The sequence below is a fragment of the Pseudaeromonas aegiceratis genome (genome assembly GCF_046254905.1).
Lineage (GTDB): Bacteria > Pseudomonadota > Gammaproteobacteria > Enterobacterales > Aeromonadaceae > Pseudaeromonas > Pseudaeromonas aegiceratis.
In genome coordinates this window covers 3,207,762-3,228,247 of record NZ_CP158016.1, presented here as the reverse complement: position 1 = coordinate 3,228,247, position 20,486 = coordinate 3,207,762, and the positions used below count along the sequence as shown (strand labels likewise).

Annotated in this window: 23 protein-coding genes; 18 read left to right on the top strand and 5 right to left on the bottom strand. The window is 61.3% G+C overall.

The genetic code is table 11. The annotated features are described in order from the left end of the window. Positions 1 to 64: 64 nt before the first annotated feature. The 6 genes from acnB to ABHF91_RS15210 all read left to right on the top strand — a co-directional run bounded on the left by acnB (position 65) and on the right by ABHF91_RS15210 (position 6,594). A complete protein-coding gene (gene acnB / locus ABHF91_RS15235; RefSeq protein ID WP_409421096.1) occupies positions 65 to 2,662 on the top strand; it encodes a bifunctional aconitate hydratase 2/2-methylisocitrate dehydratase in 2,598 nt (865 codons plus the stop codon). Between the two features lie 297 nt (positions 2,663 to 2,959). Then, complete coding sequence (gene glnK / locus ABHF91_RS15230; protein ID WP_409421095.1) at positions 2,960 to 3,298, top strand: P-II family nitrogen regulator; 339 nt, start codon at positions 2,960 to 2,962, stop codon at positions 3,296 to 3,298. 20 nt (positions 3,299 to 3,318) lie between these two features. Then, the gene (locus ABHF91_RS15225; RefSeq protein WP_409421094.1) at positions 3,319 to 4,560 is read left to right on the top strand and encodes an ammonium transporter; all 1,242 of its coding nucleotides are present in this window, start codon (positions 3,319 to 3,321) and stop codon (positions 4,558 to 4,560) included. 103 nt (positions 4,561 to 4,663) lie between these two features. Continuing rightward, positions 4,664 to 5,032, top strand: coding sequence for a YacL family protein (locus tag ABHF91_RS15220; protein ID WP_409421093.1), 369 nt, complete (start codon positions 4,664 to 4,666; stop codon positions 5,030 to 5,032). 167 nt (positions 5,033 to 5,199) lie between these two features. Further along, entirely contained in the window at positions 5,200 to 5,538 is a 339-nt protein-coding gene (gene glnK, locus ABHF91_RS15215) for a P-II family nitrogen regulator (RefSeq protein ID WP_345012889.1), read from the top strand. A 144-nt stretch (positions 5,539 to 5,682) separates the two neighbouring features. After that, the gene (locus ABHF91_RS15210; RefSeq protein ID WP_409421092.1) at positions 5,683 to 6,594 is read left to right on the top strand and encodes a Dyp-type peroxidase; all 912 of its coding nucleotides are present in this window, start codon (positions 5,683 to 5,685) and stop codon (positions 6,592 to 6,594) included. A gap of 265 nt (positions 6,595 to 6,859) precedes the next feature. Here ABHF91_RS15210 and argR read toward each other — a convergent pair whose 3' ends face one another. Further along, positions 6,860 to 7,330 (bottom strand): transcriptional regulator ArgR, encoded by a 471-nt coding sequence (argR, locus tag ABHF91_RS15205; protein ID WP_409421091.1) that lies wholly within the window; start codon positions 7,328 to 7,330, stop codon positions 6,860 to 6,862. Between the two features lie 163 nt (positions 7,331 to 7,493). On the opposite strand from argR, the gene ABHF91_RS15200 reads away from it, so the two are divergent. From ABHF91_RS15200 to ABHF91_RS15175, 6 genes are all read left to right on the top strand, one after another. Then, complete coding sequence (locus ABHF91_RS15200) at positions 7,494 to 8,234, top strand: ATP-binding cassette domain-containing protein (RefSeq protein WP_409421090.1); 741 nt, start codon at positions 7,494 to 7,496, stop codon at positions 8,232 to 8,234. A gap of 18 nt (positions 8,235 to 8,252) precedes the next feature. Next, the gene (locus tag ABHF91_RS15195) at positions 8,253 to 8,990 is read left to right on the top strand and encodes a lysine/arginine/ornithine ABC transporter substrate-binding protein (protein WP_409421089.1); all 738 of its coding nucleotides are present in this window, start codon (positions 8,253 to 8,255) and stop codon (positions 8,988 to 8,990) included. 3 nt (positions 8,991 to 8,993) lie between these two features. Beyond that, positions 8,994 to 9,644, top strand: coding sequence for an arginine ABC transporter permease ArtQ (artQ, locus tag ABHF91_RS15190; RefSeq protein WP_409421088.1), 651 nt, complete (start codon positions 8,994 to 8,996; stop codon positions 9,642 to 9,644). A gap of 3 nt (positions 9,645 to 9,647) precedes the next feature. Then, positions 9,648 to 10,313, top strand: coding sequence for an arginine ABC transporter permease ArtM (gene artM, locus ABHF91_RS15185; protein ID WP_409421087.1), 666 nt, complete (start codon positions 9,648 to 9,650; stop codon positions 10,311 to 10,313). 181 nt (positions 10,314 to 10,494) lie between these two features. Then, positions 10,495 to 11,436: a malate dehydrogenase gene (gene mdh, locus ABHF91_RS15180; protein ID WP_409421086.1), complete on the top strand. Its 942-nt coding sequence runs from the start codon at positions 10,495 to 10,497 to the stop codon at positions 11,434 to 11,436. A gap of 391 nt (positions 11,437 to 11,827) precedes the next feature. Continuing rightward, positions 11,828 to 12,376, top strand: coding sequence for a tetratricopeptide repeat protein (locus ABHF91_RS15175; protein WP_409423135.1), 549 nt, complete (start codon positions 11,828 to 11,830; stop codon positions 12,374 to 12,376). Here ABHF91_RS15175 and ABHF91_RS15170 read toward each other — a convergent pair. Together ABHF91_RS15170 and ABHF91_RS15165 are read right to left on the bottom strand one after the other, a co-directional pair. Beyond that, on the bottom strand, positions 12,373 to 13,647 hold the full coding sequence (locus ABHF91_RS15170) for an HlyC/CorC family transporter (RefSeq protein WP_409421085.1): 1,275 nt from the start codon (positions 13,645 to 13,647) through the stop codon (positions 12,373 to 12,375). The two genes, ABHF91_RS15175 and ABHF91_RS15170, sit on opposite strands and share 4 nt — an antisense overlap. 55 nt (positions 13,648 to 13,702) lie before the next feature. Continuing rightward, positions 13,703 to 14,494 carry an inner membrane protein YpjD gene (locus ABHF91_RS15165; protein WP_409421084.1) on the bottom strand — a complete coding sequence of 264 codons (792 nt, stop codon included), beginning with the start codon at positions 14,492 to 14,494 and terminating at the stop codon, positions 13,703 to 13,705. Positions 14,495 to 14,641: 147 nt separating this feature from the next. Here ABHF91_RS15165 and ffh point away from each other — a divergent pair, with 147 nt between their 5' ends. The 5 genes from ffh (at position 14,642) to rplS (ending at position 18,103) form a co-directional block, all read left to right on the top strand. Beyond that, entirely contained in the window at positions 14,642 to 16,015 is a 1,374-nt protein-coding gene (gene ffh / locus ABHF91_RS15160) for a signal recognition particle protein (protein WP_409421083.1), read from the top strand. 129 nt (positions 16,016 to 16,144) lie between these two features. Further along, positions 16,145 to 16,393 carry a 30S ribosomal protein S16 gene (gene rpsP / locus ABHF91_RS15155; protein WP_409421082.1) on the top strand — a complete coding sequence of 83 codons (249 nt, stop codon included), beginning with the start codon at positions 16,145 to 16,147 and terminating at the stop codon, positions 16,391 to 16,393. Between the two features lie 26 nt (positions 16,394 to 16,419). Continuing rightward, on the top strand, positions 16,420 to 16,941 hold the full coding sequence (gene rimM / locus ABHF91_RS15150; protein ID WP_409421081.1) for a ribosome maturation factor RimM: 522 nt from the start codon (positions 16,420 to 16,422) through the stop codon (positions 16,939 to 16,941). A gap of 31 nt (positions 16,942 to 16,972) precedes the next feature. Next, a complete protein-coding gene (trmD, locus tag ABHF91_RS15145) occupies positions 16,973 to 17,710 on the top strand; it encodes a tRNA (guanosine(37)-N1)-methyltransferase TrmD (protein WP_345012864.1) in 738 nt (245 codons plus the stop codon). Positions 17,711 to 17,755: 45 nt separating this feature from the next. Beyond that, on the top strand, positions 17,756 to 18,103 hold the full coding sequence (gene rplS, locus ABHF91_RS15140; protein ID WP_345012862.1) for a 50S ribosomal protein L19: 348 nt from the start codon (positions 17,756 to 17,758) through the stop codon (positions 18,101 to 18,103). A gap of 63 nt (positions 18,104 to 18,166) precedes the next feature. Here rplS and ABHF91_RS15135 read toward each other — a convergent pair whose 3' ends face one another. Both ABHF91_RS15135 and mutH read right to left on the bottom strand, forming a co-directional pair. Continuing rightward, positions 18,167 to 18,490 carry an isoamylase early set domain-containing protein gene (locus ABHF91_RS15135; protein ID WP_409421080.1) on the bottom strand — a complete coding sequence of 108 codons (324 nt, stop codon included), beginning with the start codon at positions 18,488 to 18,490 and terminating at the stop codon, positions 18,167 to 18,169. Positions 18,491 to 18,628: 138 nt separating this feature from the next. Then, complete coding sequence (gene mutH, locus ABHF91_RS15130; protein ID WP_409421079.1) at positions 18,629 to 19,303, bottom strand: DNA mismatch repair endonuclease MutH; 675 nt, start codon at positions 19,301 to 19,303, stop codon at positions 18,629 to 18,631. Positions 19,304 to 19,961: 658 nt separating this feature from the next. On the opposite strand from mutH, the gene rppH reads away from it, so the two are divergent. Next, a complete protein-coding gene (gene rppH, locus ABHF91_RS15125) occupies positions 19,962 to 20,477 on the top strand; it encodes an RNA pyrophosphohydrolase (protein WP_409421078.1) in 516 nt (171 codons plus the stop codon). The last annotated feature ends 9 nt before the right edge of the window (positions 20,478 to 20,486 follow it).

Here is a 20,486-nt window from a genome sequence, read left to right as displayed (position 1 = left end):
GGCGGGCCTTGCCCCCTATCACGGATGAGGGTCTTGCGTGACCCGAGAAGATGAGGAATCGAATGTGCTAGAGAACTACCGTAAACATGTGGCCGAACGGGCCGCCGAAGGTGTGGTCCCCTTGCCCCTGAGTGCCGAATGGATGGCGGGCCTGGTGGAATTGCTGAAGGCGCCGCCGGCCGGTGAAGAAGCGGCCCTGCTGGCGCTGTTGTCCGACCGGGTGCCGCCAGGGGTGGACGAGGCCGCCTACGTCAAGGCTGGCTTCCTGGCCGCCGTGGCCAAGGGCGAGGCCCGCTCCCCCATCCTCAGCGCCGAGCAGGCCACCGAGCTGCTGGGCACCATGCAGGGCGGCTACAACATAGCCCCCCTCATCGAACTGCTGGATGACGCCAGCCTGGCTCCCCTGGCGGCTAAGGCCCTGTCCCACACCCTGCTGCTGTTTGATGCCTTCCACGACGTGGCCGCCAAGATGCAGGCCGGCAATGCCTATGCTCGCCAGGTGATGACCTCCTGGGCCGAGGCCGAGTGGTTCCTCTCCCGGCCCAAGCTGGCCGACAAGCTGACCCTCACCGTGTTCAAGGTGCCGGGCGAAACCAACACCGATGACCTGTCGCCGGCTCAGGACGCCTGGTCCCGCCCGGACATCCCCCTGCATGCCAAGGCCATGCTGAAGAACGCCCGCCCCGGTATCGAGCCGGATGAAGAGGGGGCGGTGGGCCCCATCAAGACCATCGACACCCTGAAGGCCAAGGGCTTCCCCCTGGTGTACGTGGGTGACGTGGTGGGCACCGGCTCCTCCCGCAAGTCCGCCACCAACTCAGTGCTCTGGTTCATGGGGGACGACATTCCCCACGTGCCCAACAAGCGGGCCGGCGGCGTCTGCCTGGGTGGCAAGATAGCCCCCATCTTCTTCAACACCATGGAGGATGCCGGCGCCCTGCCCATCGAGCTGGACGTCTCCGCCCTCAACATGGGGGATGTCATCGATCTCTATCCCTATGAGGGCAAGGTGACCCGTCACGGCAGCGACGAGGTGCTCTCCACCTTCTCCCTGAAGACAGAGGTGTTGCTGGACGAGGTGCGGGCCGGTGGCCGGATCCCGCTCATCATAGGGCGCGGTCTCACCGACAAGGCCCGGGAGACCCTGGGGCTGAACCATTCCGACGTCTTCAAGCGGCCCAAGCCGGTGGCCGACAGCGGCAAGGGCTTCAGCCTGGCCCAGAAGCTGGTGGGCAAGGCCTGCGGCGTGGCGGGCGTGCGGCCCGGCACCTACTGCGAGCCCAAGATGACCACCGTCGGCTCCCAGGACACCACGGGTCCCATGACCCGGGACGAACTCAAGGATCTGGCCTGCCTGGGCTTCTCCGCCGATCTGGTGATGCAGTCCTTCTGCCACACCGCGGCCTATCCCAAGCCGGTGGACGTGACCACTCACCACACCCTGCCGGACTTCATCATGAACCGGGGCGGTGTCTCCCTGCGCCCGGGGGACGGCGTGATCCACAGCTGGCTCAACCGCATGCTGCTGCCGGATACCGTGGGCACCGGCGGTGACTCCCACACCCGTTTCCCCATCGGCATCTCCTTCCCGGCGGGCTCCGGCCTGGTGGCCTTTGCCGCCGCCACCGGCGTCATGCCGCTGGACATGCCCGAGTCCGTGTTGGTGCGCTTCAAGGGCCAGCTGCAGCCGGGCATCACCCTGCGGGATCTGGTGCATGCCATTCCCTACCAGGCCATTCAGATGGGCCTGCTGACCGTGGAGAAGGCGGGCAAGAAGAACATCTTCTCCGGCCGCATCCTGGAGATCGAAGGCTTGCCTCAGCTGAAGGTGGAACAGGCGTTCGAGCTGGCGGATGCCAGTGCCGAACGCTCCGCCGCCGGCTGTACCATCAAGCTGGATAAGGAACCCATCATCGAGTTCCTCAACTCCAACATCGTCATGTTGAAGTGGATGCTGGCCGAAGGCTATGGCGACGTGCGCACCATTGAGCGCCGTATCCAGGGGATGGAAGCCTGGCTGGCCAAACCGGAGCTGATGGAGGCCGATGCCGACGCCGAGTATGCGGCGGTCATCGAGATCGATCTGGACAGCATAAAAGAGCCCATCCTGTGTGCCCCCAACGATCCGGACGATGCCCGTCTGCTGAGCGCCGTGGCCGGCGACCAGATCGACGAGGTGTTTATCGGCTCCTGCATGACCAACATAGGTCACTTCCGCGCCGCCGGTAAGCTGCTCAACCAGTTCAGCGGCCAGCTGGCGACCCGCCTGTGGATAGCGCCGCCCACCAAGATGGACCGGGATCAGCTCACCGAGGAGGGTTACTACGGCATCTTCGGCCGGGTCGGGGCCCGCATCGAGATCCCCGGCTGCTCCCTGTGCATGGGGAACCAGGCCCGGGTCGCCGACGGCGCGAGCGTGGTGTCCACCTCCACCCGCAACTTCCCCAACCGGCTGGGCAAGGGGGCCAACGTCTACCTGGCCTCGGCGGAGCTGGCGGCGGTGGCGGCCATCCTGGGCAAGATCCCCAGCGTGCCCGAGTACCTGCAGTATGCGGCCAAGCTGGATGCCACGGCGGCGGACACCTATCGCTATCTCAACTTCAACGAGATCGGCAGCTATGTGCAGAAGGCCGAGGCGGTGATCTTTAGCCAGCCGGCCTGATGAACATAGGTCCGGGATTGGACCCAGTAACCCCATAAAAAGCCTCGTTATGAGGCTTTTTTTTTGCCTAGTGCCGGGAGGGGGCCTGGAGTTGCACCGCCATGACCATTAAGTGCGCAGTTTGCACCGATTTGGCGGTTATCTTTGGGGCCTGCCGGGATGAGGGGCGGTGGCTCGGCGGGGGTGGGGGCCGGATCAGGGGCGCCAGGGGGATCGGCGACCCACTGACGGGTTGGCATGACTCTTGATTAAAACCTAGCGGCGAAACTTTATGACCGTCTAGCAGGAGAGTTCAGGATGAAATTGATTACCGCCATTATCAAGCCGTTCAAGTTGGACGATGTGCGCCAAGCCATCTCCAGCCTGGGGGTCGAAGGATTGACCGTCTCAGAAGTAAAAGGCTTTGGTCGCCAGAAGGGTCACACCGAACTGTACCGGGGTGCCGAATACCAGGTGGATTTTCTGCCCAAGGTGAAGCTGGAAATCGCCACCGCCGCCGAGAACGTCGAGAACGTCATCGAAGCCATCTGCAAGGCCGCCTATACCGGCAAGATCGGTGACGGCAAGATCTTCGTCTATGACTTGTCCCACGCCGTGCGGATCCGTACCGGCGAGCTGGACACGGAAGCGCTTTAAGATAATCAGGGAGATATAACATGGAAGAATTAACCACCACAGTTGGCGAGCTACGCTTCGCCCTCGATACCTTCTATTTCCTCATCACAGGTGCCCTGGTGATGTGGATGGCAGCCGGTTTCGCCATGCTGGAAGCCGGTCTGGTGCGGGCCAAGAACACCACCGAAATCCTGACCAAGAACATACTGCTGTACGCCATCGCCTGTACCCTGTACCTGTTCATCGGCTACCACATCATGTATGTGGATAACCCCGAAGGGGGTTGGCTGCCCACCCTGGGCACCCTGATCGGTACCCAGGCGGCCGATGCCAGCCACTCCTTGGAATCTGACTTCTTCTTCCAGGTGGTGTTTGTCGCCACCGCCATGTCCATCGTCTCCGGTGCCGTGGCCGAGCGGATGAAGCTGTGGGTTTTCCTGCTGTTCTCCGTGGTGATGACCGGCGTCATCTATCCGGTAGAAGGTTTCTGGACCTGGGGTGGTGGCTTCCTGAGCGCCGCTGGCTTCTCTGACTTCGCCGGCTCCGGCATAGTCCACATGGCCGGCGCCGCCGCCGCCCTGGCCGGTGTGCTGCTGCTGGGTGCCCGTCGTGGCAAGTATGGCAAGAACGGTGAAATCTACCCGATCCCCGGTTCCAACATGCCTCTGGCGACCCTGGGGACCTTCATCCTGTGGATGGGCTGGTTCGGTTTCAACGGCGGTTCCCAGCTGATGGTGTCTGATGCCGAAAACGCCATTGCCGTGGGCCAGGTGTTCCTGAACACCAATGCCGCCGCCTGTGCCGGCTGTCTGGCCGCCCTGATCGTCACCAAGCTGACCTGGGGCAAGGCCGACCTGACCATGGTGCTGAACGGTGCCCTGGCCGGTCTGGTGGCCATCACCGCCGACCCGCTGCATCCGAGCCCCATGCTGGCCGTGCTGATCGGTGCCCTGGCCGGTGTGCTGGTGGTCTATGCCATCGTGGCCATCGACAAGGTGCGGATCGATGATCCGGTAGGCGCCATCTCAGTCCACGGTGTCTGTGGTTTCTTCGGTGTCATGGCCGTGCCGTTCAGCAATGGCGACGCTACCTTCGGCAGCCAGCTGCTGGGTGCTGCCGTGATCTTCGGCTGGGTATTCGCCGCCTCCTTGCTGGTCTGGGGTGTACTCAAGGCCACCATGGGTCTGCGTGTCTCCGAGGAAGAAGAGATCACCGGGATGGACATCCACGACTGCGGTGTGGATGCCTACCCCGAGTTCGTCAGCGTCAAGTCCTCCATCTAACGCACAGCCCTCCGGCTGTCATGAGCCCCGCCATTTGGCGGGGCTTTTTTGTTGGGCCGGCGGCCGGCTCAGGGTAGACTCGAGGCTGGTCAGGAGGTGTGCCATGGAATACGAATTTATCCGGGATACCCAGGGACGGCTGAAGGCCAAGGTGGCCATGGGGCAGGAGGTGTTTGGCCGTTGGCTGAGCGAGGAGCTGGGGGCGGATCTGCCTCGTCTGGAAGCCTTGCTGGCGGATATAGCGGCGCTGGAGGCGGGTGAGAAGGAGCAGGTGAGCCATTACGGCCAGGCCTTCAGCCTGCACCTGGAAAGCGAGGAGGTGGAGCTGGTGGACAACGCCCTGCGCTTCGAGTTTGACGAAGAACTGGAGCCCGACCTCAGCTACTACGACGAGGAGTCCCTGGGGGGCTGTGGTCTGGTGGACTTTGCCCTGCTGCTGCGGGCCTGGCAGCAGTTTGTCGCGGAAGGCTGAGCCCACATTTGGTGCGTTACTCAGGGCGATGCGCACCATTGCGTGGCGTCTGGTGGTCACTGTCACGGCATGAGGGGGCAAACGACGCCATTTACCGGATATTGCATAGCTGGCACAGACATTGAATCTGTCTGGGAAACATCACTCCTTCTGCAAGAGGCACGCCCATGAAACTGATCAGCGCTATCATCAAACCGTTCAAGCTGGACGATGTCCGTGAGGCCGTATCGGCCCTGGGCATCGACGGTATGACTGTCTCCGAGGTCAAGGGCTTTGGCCGGCAAAAAGGGCATACCGAGCTGTATCGTGGCGCCGAGTATCAGGTGGATTTCCTGCCCAAGGTGAAGCTGGAGATCGCTACCCAGGATGACAACGTGGAGCCGGTCATCGAAGCCATCAGCAAGGCGGCCTATACCGGCAAGATTGGTGACGGCAAGATTTTCGTGTTCGATTTGGCCCATGTCATCCGCATCCGTACCGGTGAAGTGGACGACGAAGCGCTCTAATCCAGATATCTGTCGAGTAAGCATCCTGTTATCCCGGCTTAGGCCGGGATTTTTTATCTGGGGTCAAGGCCGGCCCGCATTGGGCTTGCAAGCGCAGCCGGCCCATGGAATAACCTAGACCAACGCATTTAGAGGAGAGCCAGTATGACGCCGCAAGCCGGTATTTGTGCCGAACCCAACCTGCATGGGTACTATCTGATGTTCAATGTGGCGGCCGGTCACGAGGACGAGGTGCGCCACCAGCTGGCGGGCTTCCCAGCCCTGTGTCACCAGGTGGCGGAGGAGTTTGCCGAGGCGGCCTTCACTGGCCTGGTGGCCATCGGTGAGGCAGCCTGGGCTCGCCTCTACCCCGGCGAGCGGCCGGCCGAGCTGGCGCCGTTTCCCACCCCGGGCGCCGGCGAGCGCCAGGCGGTGGCCACCCCCTTCGATCTGTTTGTCCAGCTGCGGGGCGATCGGGTGGACGTGCTGCACCTGGCTGCCCAACGGCTGATGGCCAAGCTGGGCGGCCACCTGATGCTGGCCGAGGAGGTGATGGGCTTTCGCAATCAGGACTGCCGGGATCTCACCGGTTTCGTGGATGGTACCGAGAACCCCCAGGGCGAGCACAGAGCCGAGGTGGCGCTGGTGGCGGAGGGGCCATTTGCCGGCGGCAGCTATCTGCATGTGCAGCGGTTTACCCACAACCTGGCCGGTTGGCAGCGTCTCTCCCTCAAGGAACAGGAGGACACCATAGGCCGCACCAAGCAGGACAATGTCGAGTACGCCTCGGCGGACAAGCCCCTCACCGCCCACGTCAAACGCACCAATCTCAAGGATGGTCATGGCAAGACCAAGGAGATACTGCGCCAGTCCATGCCCTGGGCGACCCTGGAGCGGCAGGGGCTCTATTTTATCTCCTGTTGTGCCACGTCCTGCCACTTCAGCGACATGCTGCGCAGCATGTATGAGGGGGATGGTCAGGGGCACTGTGACCACCTGCTGCGCTTCACTCACGCCGACACAGGCGCCGCCTTCTTCGCCCCGTCTGAGACTTTTTTGAGCCAAGAAGGGCTCTGAGCCGGCCAAATGCAAAAGCCCCCGCAATGCGGGTAATGCTGGTCAGTTAAGAAACAGAGATGCTGCCAGAGGCAAGCCATCCCCTCCTGACCTCCCCCTTGGTAAGGGGGAGGAACGATGTTTCCCTCCCCTTGTTCAAGGGGAGGGGGTGAGGTTTGGCTTTTGCCTCAAAAAACCGTGCTGTTGATGCAGTTAAGGCGCCAACGGCGCCTTCACTGATGAGCATTAGCCCGTCGCGGGGCCTTTTTCTGCTACGTCGTCAGTCCTAACCCGTCTGCTCGAACAGTTCGAGCACAGAGTCATACAACTCGTCGAGGTCGGTCTCGGCGGTGGGGGTGATGAAGATGGTGTCATCCCCGGCGATGGTGCCCAGGATCCCCTCTGCCTTGCCAAGTGAGTCCAGCATGCGGGCGATCAGCTGGGCGGCACCGGGACTGGTGTGGATCACCAGCAGGAGGCCGTTGTGGTCCACGTCCAGCACCAGGTTCTTCAGCGGGGTGGCGATGGTCGGCACCCCCAGTTCCACCGGCAGGCAGTAAACCATCTCCATCTTGGCATTGCGGGTACGCACGGCGCCAAACCGGCTGAGCATGCGGGAGACCTTGGACTGGTTGATGTTCTCGTAACCCATTTCGTTCAGGGCCGAGACGATCTCGGCCTGAGAGCCGAAACGCTCCTCACGGAGCAGCGCCTTGAAGGCTTTGATTAGCTGTTCTTGTCGTTCGCCTGGCTTCATGACCAATTAATCTGTTGTTTTTCCAGGATCTAATTTTGCAACTCTATGCTATTTTTTGCAAGGAGCAGCGGAATGTTCTGCATATCCATGCAAAAAAACTTGCATTGACTCACGTCGTCACTAGAATCGGCGCAAATAACGCCAGCGGAGTGAAAAACGGCAGATGAGCATAGAGTTGAAAGGGGTCTCCAAGTCTTGGTTCAAGCAGACCATCCTCAGCGAGATCAGCTTTCGCTGCGAGGCCGGGGAGACCCTGGTGCTGCTGGGCCCCAGCGGGGCCGGCAAGAGCTCCCTGCTCCGCCTGATGAACCTGCTGGATATCCCGGACTGCGGTGAGCTGCAGATCGCCGGTCAGCAGTTTCGCTTCCCCTGCGATCCCCTGTCCCGGGAGTTTGAGCGCCAGACCCGGGCCCTGCGTACCCAGGTGGGCATGGTATTCCAGCAGTATCACCTGTGGCCGCACCTGAGCGTGCTGCAGAACCTGCTGGAGGCCCCTATCAAGGTGCTGGGCATGAACCGGACCGAGGCTCGCGACAAGGCCATGTACCTGCTCACCCAGCTCAAGCTGGCGGACAAGGCTCAGGCCTGGCCGGCCAGCCTGTCTGGTGGTCAGCAACAGCGGGTGGCCATCGCCCGTGCCCTGATGATGGATCCCTGCGTGCTCTTGTTCGATGAGCCCACGGCGGCGCTGGATCCGGAGATCACCAAGGAGGTGGCGGACATCATCTGCAAGCTGGCGGCCACCGGCATCACCCAGGTGGTGGTGACCCATGAGGTGGAGTTCGCCCGCCGTATCGCCAGCCAGCTCATCTATCTGGAGCGTGGCCAGATAGTGGAGCAGGGCCCCGCCAGTCACTTTGCTCAGCCGCAGACCCAGCGGTTTGCCGATTACCTCAACCATTGATAACCAGGAAGGTGTGACATGAAAAAATCCATTCTTGCCTTGGCAGCCCTGACCCTGCTGGCCGGCCAGGCCATGGCCCAGGAGGTGAAGTTTGCCACCGAGGCGACTTACCCGCCGTTCGAGTACATGGACAGCAACAACGAGTTCCAGGGCTTCGACATGGATCTGGCCCGGGCCATCTGTGCCGAGGCCAAGCTGACCTGCAGCTTCCACAACCAGGCCTTCGACAGCCTGATCCCCAGCCTGAAGTTCCGCCGCTTCGATGCCGCCATCGCCGCCATGGATGTGACGCCGGAGCGGGCCAAGCAGGTGGACTTCTCTGATATCTATTACGAAAACTCCGCGGTCTTCGTCATCGCCGAAGGCAAGTTTGCCAAGGCACAAGAGCTGGCCGGCAAGAATGTCGGCGTGCAGAACGGCACCTCTCACCAGACCTACCTGCAGGAGCAGCTCAAGGACCAAGGTGTGGTGGCCGTGCCCTATGCCAGCTATCAGAACGCCTTGCTGGATCTGACCAGCGGCCGGGTGGAAGCCGTGTTTGCCGATACCGCAGTGGCGGCCGAGTGGCTGAAGGAACATCCGGGTTACCAGATGCTGGGCAAGCCGGTCACCGATGCCAAGTACTTCGGTGCCGGCTTCGCCATCGCGGTGAACAAGGGCAACCAGGCGTTGCTGGATAGCCTGAATCAGGGGCTGGCGGCCATCAAGGCCAATGGGACCTATCAGCAGATCTTCGACCGTTACTTTGCCAAGTAAGCCATGATGCGACTGTTACTCGATGCGGCCCTGATGACGGTGGGGCTGGCCCTGGTATCCCTGGTGGCGGGCCTGGTGCTGGCGTTGCTGCTGAGCGCCGCAGAGCTGAGCCGTTACCGGCTGCTGCGCTGGCCCGTGGTGGGGCTGACCACCCTGGTGCGGGGGCTGCCGGAGATACTGGTGGTGCTGTTTATCTATTTTGGCTCCAGCCAGGTGTTGTTCTACCTGACGGGTGACTACGTCGAGTTCAGTCCCTTCTGGTGTGGCGTGGTGGCCCTGGCCCTGCTGTTCGCGTCATACGGCACCCAGACCCTGCGGGCCGCCCTCAATGCCGTGCCCCTCGGGCAGTGGCAGGCGGCCCAGGCCCTGGGACTGCCGGGGCGCCACACCTTCCTGCGCATCGTGTTGCCCCAGGCCTGGCGCCATGCCATCCCCGGCCTGGGCAACCAGTGGCTGGTGCTGCTCAAGGACACGGCCCTGGTCTCCCTCATCGGGGTCAACGAGCTGATGCGCCAAGCTCAGATGAACTCGGCCTCCAGTTATGAGCCCTTCACCTGGTACGCCCTGGCGGCGGCCATCTATCTGTTGATCACCCTGGTAAGCGGCTGGTGGCTTAAACGCGCCCAGCAGCATGCTCATCGCTACGGAGGCTAGGCCATGCCCTATCTGGCTGAATTGTTGACCGGGCTGGCCACGACCCTGGAGCTGACCATCATGAGTCTGCTGCTGGGGGGCCTGCTGGCCCTGCTGCTGACCTGGGTGCTGGAACAGAAGATCCCCGTGCTGCGCCAACTGACGGAGGTGTATCTGTTGCTGTTTACCGGTACGCCGCTGCTGGTGCAGATCTTCCTGATCTACTATGGGCCGGCCCAGTTTGACTGGCTCAAGCACAGCTGGCTGTGGCCCTGGCTGAAACAGCCCTGGTTCTGCGCCGTGCTGGCCCTGGGGTTCAACACCGCCGCCTACTCCACCCGTCTGTTCAAGGGGGCGCTGGATGCGGTGCCCAGCGGCGAGGTGCTGGCCTGCAAGGCCTTGGGCATGACCGCCTGGCAGACGCTGTCGGTGAAGCTGCGCCAGGCCTTGCGCCGTGCCGTACCCGGCTATTCCAACGAGGTGATACTGGTGCTCAAGGGCAGCTCCCTGGCCAGCACCATCACCATCATGGATGTGATGGGCATAGCCCAGCGGCTGCAGGGCCAGACCTACGATACCCTGGGGGTGTTTGGCATGGCCGGTCTCATCTACCTGGTGTTCAACGGGGCGCTGACCCTGTTGTTCCGCCTGTTGGAGAAGCGGGTGCTGGCCTTTCAGTTGGGCCGTTGATCCTCAAATGGCGCCTTGCTGGGGCGGGCGCCACCCTGGTGTTCTGTTAAAAAGCCGTTAATAAAATCAGTGTTTTGTTGCTCACAAAAACGGCTTCCCTCCCTGTCTGGTACTGGCAATTTCATCTAAGGTGGACTCAGAAGCACAGACCCTATCAGCGTGAACAGATATGGAGCCCACTATGAAAGTTGCCGTTCTCGGTGCTGCCGGTGGTATAGGCCAGTCACTCTCCCTGTTGTTCAAAGCCCAGTTGCCCGCCCACTTCGAGCTTGCCCTGTATGATCTGTCGCCGGTGACGCCGGGGATTGCCGTGGATCTCAGTCATATCCCGACCCGGCTGAAGATCGCCGGCTTCTGCGGGGATGATCCCTCCGCCGCCCTGGCCGGCGCGGATATCGTCATGATCCCCGCCGGGGTGGCCCGTAAGCCCGGCATGGATCGCTCCGATCTGTTCAACTTCAATGCCACCGTGATCCAAAAGCTCATCGGTTACTGCGCCAAGGTCTGCCCGAACGCCTGCATCGGCATCATCACCAACCCGGTGAATACCACTGTGCCCATCGCCGCCGAGGTGCTGAAGCAGGCCGGGGTGTACGACAGGCGCAAGCTGTTTGGCATCACCACCCTGGACGTGATCCGCGCCGAGACCTTCGTGGCCCAAGCCCGTGGCCTGGAGCCCAGCCGGGTGCGGGTGCCGGTCATCGGCGGCCATAGCGGCACCACCATACTGCCCTTGCTCTCCCAGGTGGCCGGTTGTCAGTTCAGTGACGATGAGGCCAGCGTCATCACGGAGCACGTACAAAACGCCGGTACCGAGGTGGTGCACGCCAAGGCCGGCGGCGGCTCGGCAACCCTCTCCATGGCCATGGCGGGCTACCGTTTCACCCAGGCGCTGGTACGGGCGATGGAAGGCGAGCCCAACGTGGTGGAATATGCCTACGTGGAGGGCAACACCGACTACGCACGCTTCTTTGCCCAAGGGGTGCGCCTGGGGCCCAACGGTATCGAGGAGTGGCTGGATATTGGCCCGTTGAGCGCGCTGGAGCGTCAGGAGCTGGACAACATGCTGCCCTCCTTGCGCGATGACATCGCCCTGGGGGAACAGTTTGCCAGGGAGCATTGAGCCTGGATCCGCTTGCCGGGGGCCTTGGCCCCCTTTTTTATGCCTGCAACGACCTTTCTTTATGGGAGGGTAGGCCTCAAGATAGCCGCCGGGACGCCGATAGACAGTCATACAGGAGGAGTCCATGAAGCGAACTAGCCTATGGCTGAGTGGCCTGTTGGCCTGCGGCACCCTGCAGGCGGCCGATCTGGCGCCCACCCAGGATATCTTTGCCGGGTTGGATGTGCCGACCCAGGACGCCGCGCAGCCGGTGGCGGCCAGCGGTGCCGTGCCTGCCGTCAAGCCCGTCGAACCCATAGAGCCTGGCGAGTCGGATGGTACCTTACCGGCGCCGCCGGCACCGCCGGTCTCCAGCGCTGCCGATACCGGCGAGGATGACAGCGATGGCAATATGCAGGCGGTACAGCTGTACGATCCCGAGGAGCTGATCGACTGGATCAACCACAATACCCACCTGCAGCGGGTCAAGGCCGACGATTGCCAGCTGGTGCAGGATATCGAGGCGCGGGCCAAGGTGATGATGCTGCCGCCCTACCAGTTTCTGTGGGGGGACATGCTGGCCTGGGGCGTCTGTGTGCCCAAGAACGCCGAGCAGGGGGTGGATTTCATGTGGCAGGCGGCCAGGCAGGGGCTGCCGGCAGCTCTGGAACAGCTGGGCCGCTACTATGCCAAGGGCACCTTTGTGCAGAAGGATCCGCGCCAGGCGGCGCTCTTGATGCGGGAGGCGGCGAGCCTGGGCTTCGTCAAGGCGCAGATCGCCTGGGTGCGCATGCTGGTCAACGGTCTGGGCAGCCCGCTGGATTACGAGGAGGCCTATCGCTGGCTGCACCATGCGGTGATCGGTGACGCCAAGCAGCATGCCGAGGCATCCCGGCTGTTGGCCCAGCTGGCCAAGCAGATGCCCGCCAACGTGGTGCGGCGGGCCAAGGAGTACCGTTAGGCGTCAGCGTTCTGGGGGGGCAGGTCGCTGATGCGCGCCTGCTTCACCATGTTGTTTTCCACCGCCAATATCTCGATCAGACGCTGATCCAGCTCTATCTTGTCGCCAGGCTTGGGCAGCTCTTGCAGATACTCCAGGATCAGGCCATTGAGGGTGACCGCCCCCTCCATGCTCAGCTCCCAGCCCAGCTCCTTGGCCAACTCCCGCAGGTGAATGCTGCCGTCCACCAGATAACCGCCTTCGGGCAGGGCCTGGATCTCCTCGCTGAGGCTGGGGGCCAGGCTGGTGGTGAAGTCCCCCACTATCTCCTCCAGTATGTCATCCAGGGTGGTGAGACCGCGGATATCGCCGTATTCGTCCACCACCAGGCCGATGCGCTCCTTGTTGCGCTGGAACTTGACCAGCTGCACGCTCAGCGCCGTGCCCTCGGGGATGTAGTACACCTCCCGCACGGTACGCAGCACTTCAACCTTGTTGAACTGATCCTTGGCCAGCAGGCGCAGCGCCTCCCGGGCATGGACGAAGCCCACGGCATCATCCAGGCTGTCGCGGTAGAGCAGCACCTTGGTGTGGGGCGTGTTGGTGAGCTGGCGCAGTATGGTCTTCCATTCGTCGTTGATGTTGATGGCGTAGATTTCGTTACGCGGCACCATGATCTCCTCCACCGTCACCTTGCTCAGATCCAGGATGCCCAGCAGCATCTCCTGGTTGCGGCGGGGGATCAGGGCGCCGGCCTCGTTCACCACGGTGCGCAGCTCTTCGGTGCTCAGGGTGTCATCTTTGTTTTTCACCTTGATGCCCAGCAGGGCCAGCACGGCTCCCGTCAGGCCGTTCAAGGCCAGGACCAGGGGGTAGAGGAGGAACATGAGTCCCTTGAGAATGATGGAGGCGGGGTAGGCCACCTTCTCCGGGTACATGGCGGCCAGGGTCTTGGGGGTCACCTCGGAGAAGATCAGGATGACGATGGTCAGGCCGGCGGTGGCCAGGGCAATGCCCAGGTCGCCGAACAGCCGGATGGCCAGCACGGTGGCGATGGAGGAGGCGAGGATGTTCACCAGGTTGTTGCCGATGAGGATCAGGCCGATGAGGCGATCCGGCCGGGACAGCAAGGCCTCCACCCGCATGGCCCCCTTGTGCTTGCTTTTCACCAGGTGGCGCAACTTGTAGCGGTTGAGGGACATCATGCCGGTCTCGGAACCGGAGAAGAAGGCAGAAATTACCAGCAACACCACCAGGCTGATCAGCAGGGCATTGGTCGATATAGAGTCCACTTAAGGGATCCTTTAATGGCTAGCAACGAAGGGAATTGGCGCCGTCGTGGGGTCATCAGGCCAGGAGGACCTCGACGATGACACGACTGCCAAAGTAGGCCAGGGTCAGCAGGGTGCTGCCCAGCAGGCTGAAGACAATCAGGGTCTTGCCTCGCCAGCCCTGGTAGTGATGCCCCCACAACAGGATGACATAGAGGCACCAGGCCACCATGCTCAACCCGGCTTTCATGCTGGCGAGGGCGGAGTAGGGGTCGGTGAGAAACAGCCAGCCGCTGCCGATGGAGAGGGTCAGCAGCGCTATGCCCAGCCCGATGAGCTGCATCACCTTGTGTTCCAGGGTCAGCAAGGGCGGCAGGCCGGGCAGGGCCACCCGCTTGCGCTGCTTCAGGTGATGATCCAGATAGGCCAGCAGCAGGGTGAACAGGCTGGCGATGATCAGCACCGCATAGCTGGAGAGGGCCAGGGCGATATGCAACAGCACCAGGGGATGGCGCTCCAGGTGGATGACATATTGGCCGGGGATCAGGTAGTTCACCAGCAGCAGCAAGATGGCAAAGCCATAGGCCACCGGCAGCAGTATCCAGCCGTTGAGCCGGCGACACAGCAGGGTCAGCAGCAGGCAGACCAGCCAGGAGACCGCCGAGGCCACCTTGATGAGGCCCAGATCCTGGCCCGTATCCAGGGCGGTGATCTCATTGAACAGCAGCAGCAGATGCAGCCCCAGGGCGCCCGCCACCAGGGTCCACAGCGGCCAGTGGCCACCTTGTCGCTCGGTCAACAGCTGCTGCAAGGCCGCCAGGGTGGCCAGCAGGTAAAGGGCGATGACGAGTATCGACAGGACAATCATTTCGTAATTACTTGAATTTTAGGAGTTTAAATTCAGCCGGGCCTTAGTATATCTGGCTAGGCAGTCCCTCGCCAGCGACGCCTTAAGATCTTGGGGTGGTTTGCGTTATAATCTCCGGCCATTACGCCATCAGTTTAGGAATGCGGCATGTTTGAGAATCTCACCGAGCGTCTTTCCCAGACGCTGCGCAACGTGACCGGTCGGGGCCGCCTGACCGAGGAGAATATCAAGGATACCCTGCGGGAAGTGCGCATGGCCCTGCTGGAGGCGGATGTGGCCCTGCCGGTGGTCAAGGAGTTCGTCGCCCGGGTCAAGGAGCGGGCGGTGGGCCAGGAGGTCAGCAAGAGTCTGAGTCCCGGTCAGGCCTTCATCAAGATAGTGCAGTCAGAGCTGGTGAGCGTCATGGGGGAGGCCAACGAGAGCCTCAACCTGGCCACCCAGCCGCCGGCCATCATCTTGATGGCGGGCCTGCAGGGGGCGGGTAAGACCACCTCGGTGGCCAAGCTGGCCCGCTTCCTCAAGGAGCGGCACAAGAAGAAGGTGCTGGTGGTCAGTGCCGACGTCTATCGTCCGGCGGCCATCAAGCAGCTGGAACGGCTGGCCGAGGAGATCGGCGTCAGCTTCTTCCCCAGCCAGAGTGACCAGGCCCCCATCGCCATCGCCCAGGGCGCCATCGAGCATGCCCGCAAGCAGTTCTACGACGTGCTGCTCATCGACACCGCCGGTCGCCTGCACGTCGACGGCGAGATGATGGACGAGATCAAGGCGCTGCATCAGGCGGTCAACCCCATCGAAACCCTGTTCGTGGTGGACGCCATGACGGGTCAGGATGCGGCCAACACGGCCCGGGCCTTCAACGAAGCCCTGCCGCTGACCGGGGTGATCCTCACCAAGACCGACGGTGACGCCCGGGGCGGTGCCGCCCTGTCGGTGCGCCATCTCACCGGCAAGCCCATCAAGTTCCTGGGGATGGGGGAGAAGACCGAGGCCCTGGAGCCCTTCCATCCGGATCGGGTGGCCTCCCGCATCCTGGGCATGGGGGACGTGCTCTCCCTCATCGAGGAGATGGAGCGCAAGGTCGATAAGGAGAAGGCCTCTGCCCTGGCGCAGAAGGTGCAAAAGGGCAAGGGCTTCGACCTGGAAGACTTCCGGGATCAGCTGGCCCAGATGCGCAACATGGGCGGCATGATGGGGCTGCTGGACAAGCTGCCGGGGGTCTCGGGCCTGCCGGAGAACGTCAAGGATCAGATCGATGACAAGCTCACGGTGCGCATGGAGGCCATCATCGGCTCCATGACCCCAGCGGAGCGCCGCCATCCGGATATCATCAAGGGATCCCGCAAGCGCCGCATCGCCCTGGGCTCCGGCGTGCAGGTGCAGGATGTGAACCGCCTGCTCAAGCAGTTCGATCAGATGCAGAAGATGATGAAGAAGATGTCCGGCAAGGGCGGCGTGCGCAAGATGATGAGTAACATGAAGAACATGCTGCCACCGGGGGGCTTCGGCCGCGGTCCGTTCTGAGGTTTACCGCGGAAAGGCCGCCAGTTTGGTTGCATTCCGCGCGGTTCTGAGTAAAATGTCGCGGCTTATTTTAAGCTAGGGTCTGTGTTTTCTGCAGACCCGATTTCATTCAAGTTAAAGAGGACGGTTATGGTAACCATTCGTTTGCAACGTGGTGGCGCAAAGAAGCGTCCCTTCTACCAAGTCGTTGTGGCTGATGGCCGTTTCGCTCGTGATGGTCGTTTCATCGAGCGTGTTGGCTTCTTCAACCCCATGGCTTCTGGTCAAGCCGAGAAGATGAACCTGGATCTGGCTCGTATCGAGCACTGGGTTGGTCAAGGCGCCAGCGTGTCTGATCGCGTCGCTAAGCTGATCAAGGACGCCAAGCAGGCTGCCTAACTTCGAATTTTGTTTGAGGCGTTAAGGTGAGTAACCCGATAGTTGTTGGTCGTCTCGGTGCCGTGTACGGCATCAAAGGTTGGCTGAAAGTCAATTCCTTTACCGACAATGCCGAGAGCATTTTCGAGTACGCCCCCTGGCTGTTGCAGCAAGGTGGGCAGTGGCGTGAAGTCCGGTTGACCGGCTGGAAACGTCACAACAATGGGCTGCTCTGCAAGCTGGAAGGTATCGACCTGCGTGAAGAGGCCCAGGCCCTGGTGGGCGCCGATATCGGCGTGTCGCCGGAACAGCTGCCGTCCCTGCCGGAGGGTGAATACTACTGGCGCGACCTGATTGGTTGCCGAGTGGTCACCACCAAGGGGTATGAGTTGGGTGAAGTGAGCGAGCTCATGGAAACCGGCTCCAACGATGTTCTGGTGGTCCAGGCCAAAGCAAATGATGCGTTTGGTATGAAGGAACGTTTGATCCCGTTCCTGGAAGAGCAGGTCATCAAGCAGATTGACCTGGCTGGCCATACCATTGAAGTTGATTGGGATCCGGGCTTTTAAGCCCCGTAAGTAGCAGTTGGCTGGAGGTTCTATGTGGATTGGGGTGGTTAGCCTCTTCCCGGAAATGTTCCGTGCCATCACCGACTTCGGGGTAACCGGGCGCGCCGTCAAACGGGGTCTGTTGCAGATCCACAGCTGGAATCCACGGGATTTCGCCCAGGACAAGCACCGCACGGTCGATGATCGACCCTACGGTGGTGGCCCTGGCATGCTGATGATGGTGCAGCCATTGCAGGAAGCCATTCGGGCGGCCAAGGCCGCCGCGGGTGGCGAGGCAAGGGTCATCTATCTCTCCCCGCAGGGGCGGCCGCTAACGCAGGCCGGTGTGCGGGAACTGGTGCAGCACCCCAAGCTGATTCTGGTGGCGGGGCGCTACGAAGGTATCGACGAGCGGATCATCCAGACCGAGATCGATGAAGAATGGTCTGTCGGTGATTACGTGTTGAGTGGCGGTGAGTTGCCTGCCATGACCCTGATAGACGCGGTATCGCGTCTGGTACCCGGGGTCTTGGGGGATCAGGCCAGTGCCGAGCAGGACTCCTTTACCGAGGGCCTGCTGGATCATCCCCACTATACCCGACCGGAAGAGATGGCTGGGCTGGCGGTGCCGGAGGTGTTGCTGAGCGGGAACCATGAAGGGATCCGACAGTGGCGTCTGAAACAGGCATTGGGGCGTACCTGGTTGAGAAGGCCGGAACTACTAAACAACCTAGCTCTGACTGACGAGCAAGAGAAGCTTCTTGCCCAGTTTGTTCGCGAGCATAAGTGACGAACAGCAGTAGAGTTTTCAGTTAATCCTAGGTAGGAAGAGACTATGAGCAAAATCATCAAGCAACTCGAGCAAGAACAAATGCGTTCCGACATCCCGGCCTTCGGCCCGGGTGACACCGTGCGTGTACAAGTACGCGTAAAGGAAGGTAACAAGGAGCGTCTGCAGGCGTTCGAAGGCGTGGTTATCGCCAAGCGCAACCGCGGCCTGCACTCTGCATTCACCGTGCGTAAGATCTCCAACGGTGAAGGCGTTGAGCGTGTATTCCAGACCCACAGCCCGCTGATCGCCAGCGTTGAGCTGAAGCGTCGCGGTGATGTGCGTCGTGCCAAGCTGTACTACCTGCGCAACCTGTCTGGTAAGAAGGCACGTATCAAAGAGAAGCTCAACTAATCGACTTCTTTTTGCCAAACAAAAGGCTCGCCAATGGCGAGCCTTTTTTGTACCCGGTGCGTCTCATTCGCTGACGCAGAGTACCGAGTTTTCGCCGCCAAAGGGATTGGCGCAGTAGGCTTCGGCTTCCCAGTCATTGTCGAACCATTCCTGCCCTGCGGCATCCACCAGGCGGAAACGGTATTGAAACTGAGGCTGCTGATCCACCGGCAGCTTGAGGTTCGCTTTGAATACCCCGCTCTTGAGTGGCTTGAGCTCAATGGGCTCCCAGTCGGCGAATTCGCCCAGCAAAAATACCGACACCGCCTCCTTGGCCGCCTCCTTACTGACCTCGAATGTCACCTGGACTTCCGGCTTGCTCTTGAGAAACTTCTTCGTGACAGCCATATCATCTCCTTGATATTCAAAACCCTAGTCTGGGATGGAATGCGTAGCTTCCGCCAAGGATGATAAAACAAAAATGCCGGCGGCGGTCACATTTTAGCCGTCAAGTGGCAAAGATCCGTCCAGTGAACAGGGCGCCGATCAGCCCAGCAAGAAATGGTGGCGCAACAGGGCGTGGGTGAAGCCGGTCTTCAGATAGAAGCCGCGCGGGCGCGTTTGGATCACTTGTCCCTGCCGGCCGATGGCGCTGGTCAGGGCGCGGCCATTGGCGGCCTTGGGCCTCAGCTGCAGCACCTGTCCCTGGCGGGCGCTGATCTGCTCTATGTGGCCCAGGGCGATCTGCTCCATCAACTCCTCCCAGTCCTGCCGCAGCAGGGCTTCCTCTTGCTGGCTGGGGCTCCACAAAAATGGGCTGGCCACCCGGCGCTGGCCCAGTGGCAGGGTACGGCTGGCCTCCACCGGGATCCACAGTACCCGACTGAGCTTGTTGCGGACGCTGCACTCTTCCCAGCGTTGGCCGGCGATGCCCAGCAGGGGCGCGACACAGACGAAGGTGGTTTCCAGCGGGCGACCGGACTCATCGATGGGCAAGGTCTTGAGCTCGATACCCAACTCGGGAAAGTCCTGTTCCGGCTTGCTGCCGGCCGTTGCCCCCAGATGCCACTCCAGCAGCTGGCCCACCCAGCCTTTCTCCCGCTTGAGGTTGTCCGGCAGGCTGACGCCGGCCTGCGCGGCCAGTTCCGCCAGGCTGTGACCGGCCAGGGCGAGGCTGCGTTGGAACAGTTCCTGTTCGCTGCGGGGGGGCGTTGGCTGCATGGCGGTGTCGAGTGATGAATTTATCGTCAGATCATACAGGGGGACGGCGGGGGTGCCTAGTCGTGAATCTTATAAGAAAAGAACTTATTTTTCATGGTCTTAAAATCATGTTCTCGTCAGATGAAGCGGTGGCCTCGCTTGCCGGCGGCTTATCCCGCCACTACCCGCCACCGATGCACAGAGTTATCCACAAAAAGATTGGATAACTGCTGGATCCCCTACTGTTTCGTCACAACGATGAGGTCTACTAGCCAGTCCAGGCTCTATTTCGCCGAAATAATCGCCTGATTGGTGGTTTTGCTCGGATCTTGAGCAGCGTGAGATACCCACATTCCCACGGGATGAAAATGGCCGCCGGGTTCTGGATGACCCGTGAAAAACTAAGTAACCAACTGAATAGTAACAGCTAATAATCTAATTCACCGCTTGACAGCAAGACGGTTCATCCCAGCCGCCTGAATAAGCCCACCGCTATACCGACTTTTGCAGATCCTTATCCACAGCGGGAGTGGCTAACTGGGCAGGATCCGGGATCCGCCGAGCGGATCCGGTGCGAAACAGCCACCCCGCTCACAGGGTGAACTTGTCCGTTTGCTGCTGGGGTCCGAATGTGGAAAAATCGTAACCAAGAAAAAGAGTCTTATTGACAGGTGATTGCGTGATTGATGGCGATGGTTTTCGCCCCAACGTTGGTGTCGTGATCTGCAATCGCAATGGACAGGTGTTATGGGCTCGGCGATTCGGTCAGCATTCTTGGCAGTTCCCCCAAGGGGGAGTCGATGAGGGGGAAACTCCCGAAGAAGCCATGTTTCGCGAGCTGTATGAAGAGATCGGCCTCAGACCCGGTGACGTTACGATTCTGGCGACCAGCCGCAACTGGCTGAAGTACCGTCTGCCAAAGAGATTGATACGTTGGGATAGCTCCCCGGTATGCATAGGGCAGAAACAGAAATGGTTTCTGCTGCGCCTGGAGGAGGGTAAAGAGTCTTGCATCCAGTTCGGCTGCCATGGTCAGCCGGAATTCGATGACTGGCGCTGGGTCAGCTACTGGTATCCGGTGCGTCAGGTGGTCTCCTTCAAGCGTGAGGTCTATCGACGGGTGATGAAGGAGTTCGCCGCCATCGCCATGCCTGTTATCAACAAGAAAGAGCCGCGGCGTCCCCGCGGACGCTAGGCCAGCCGG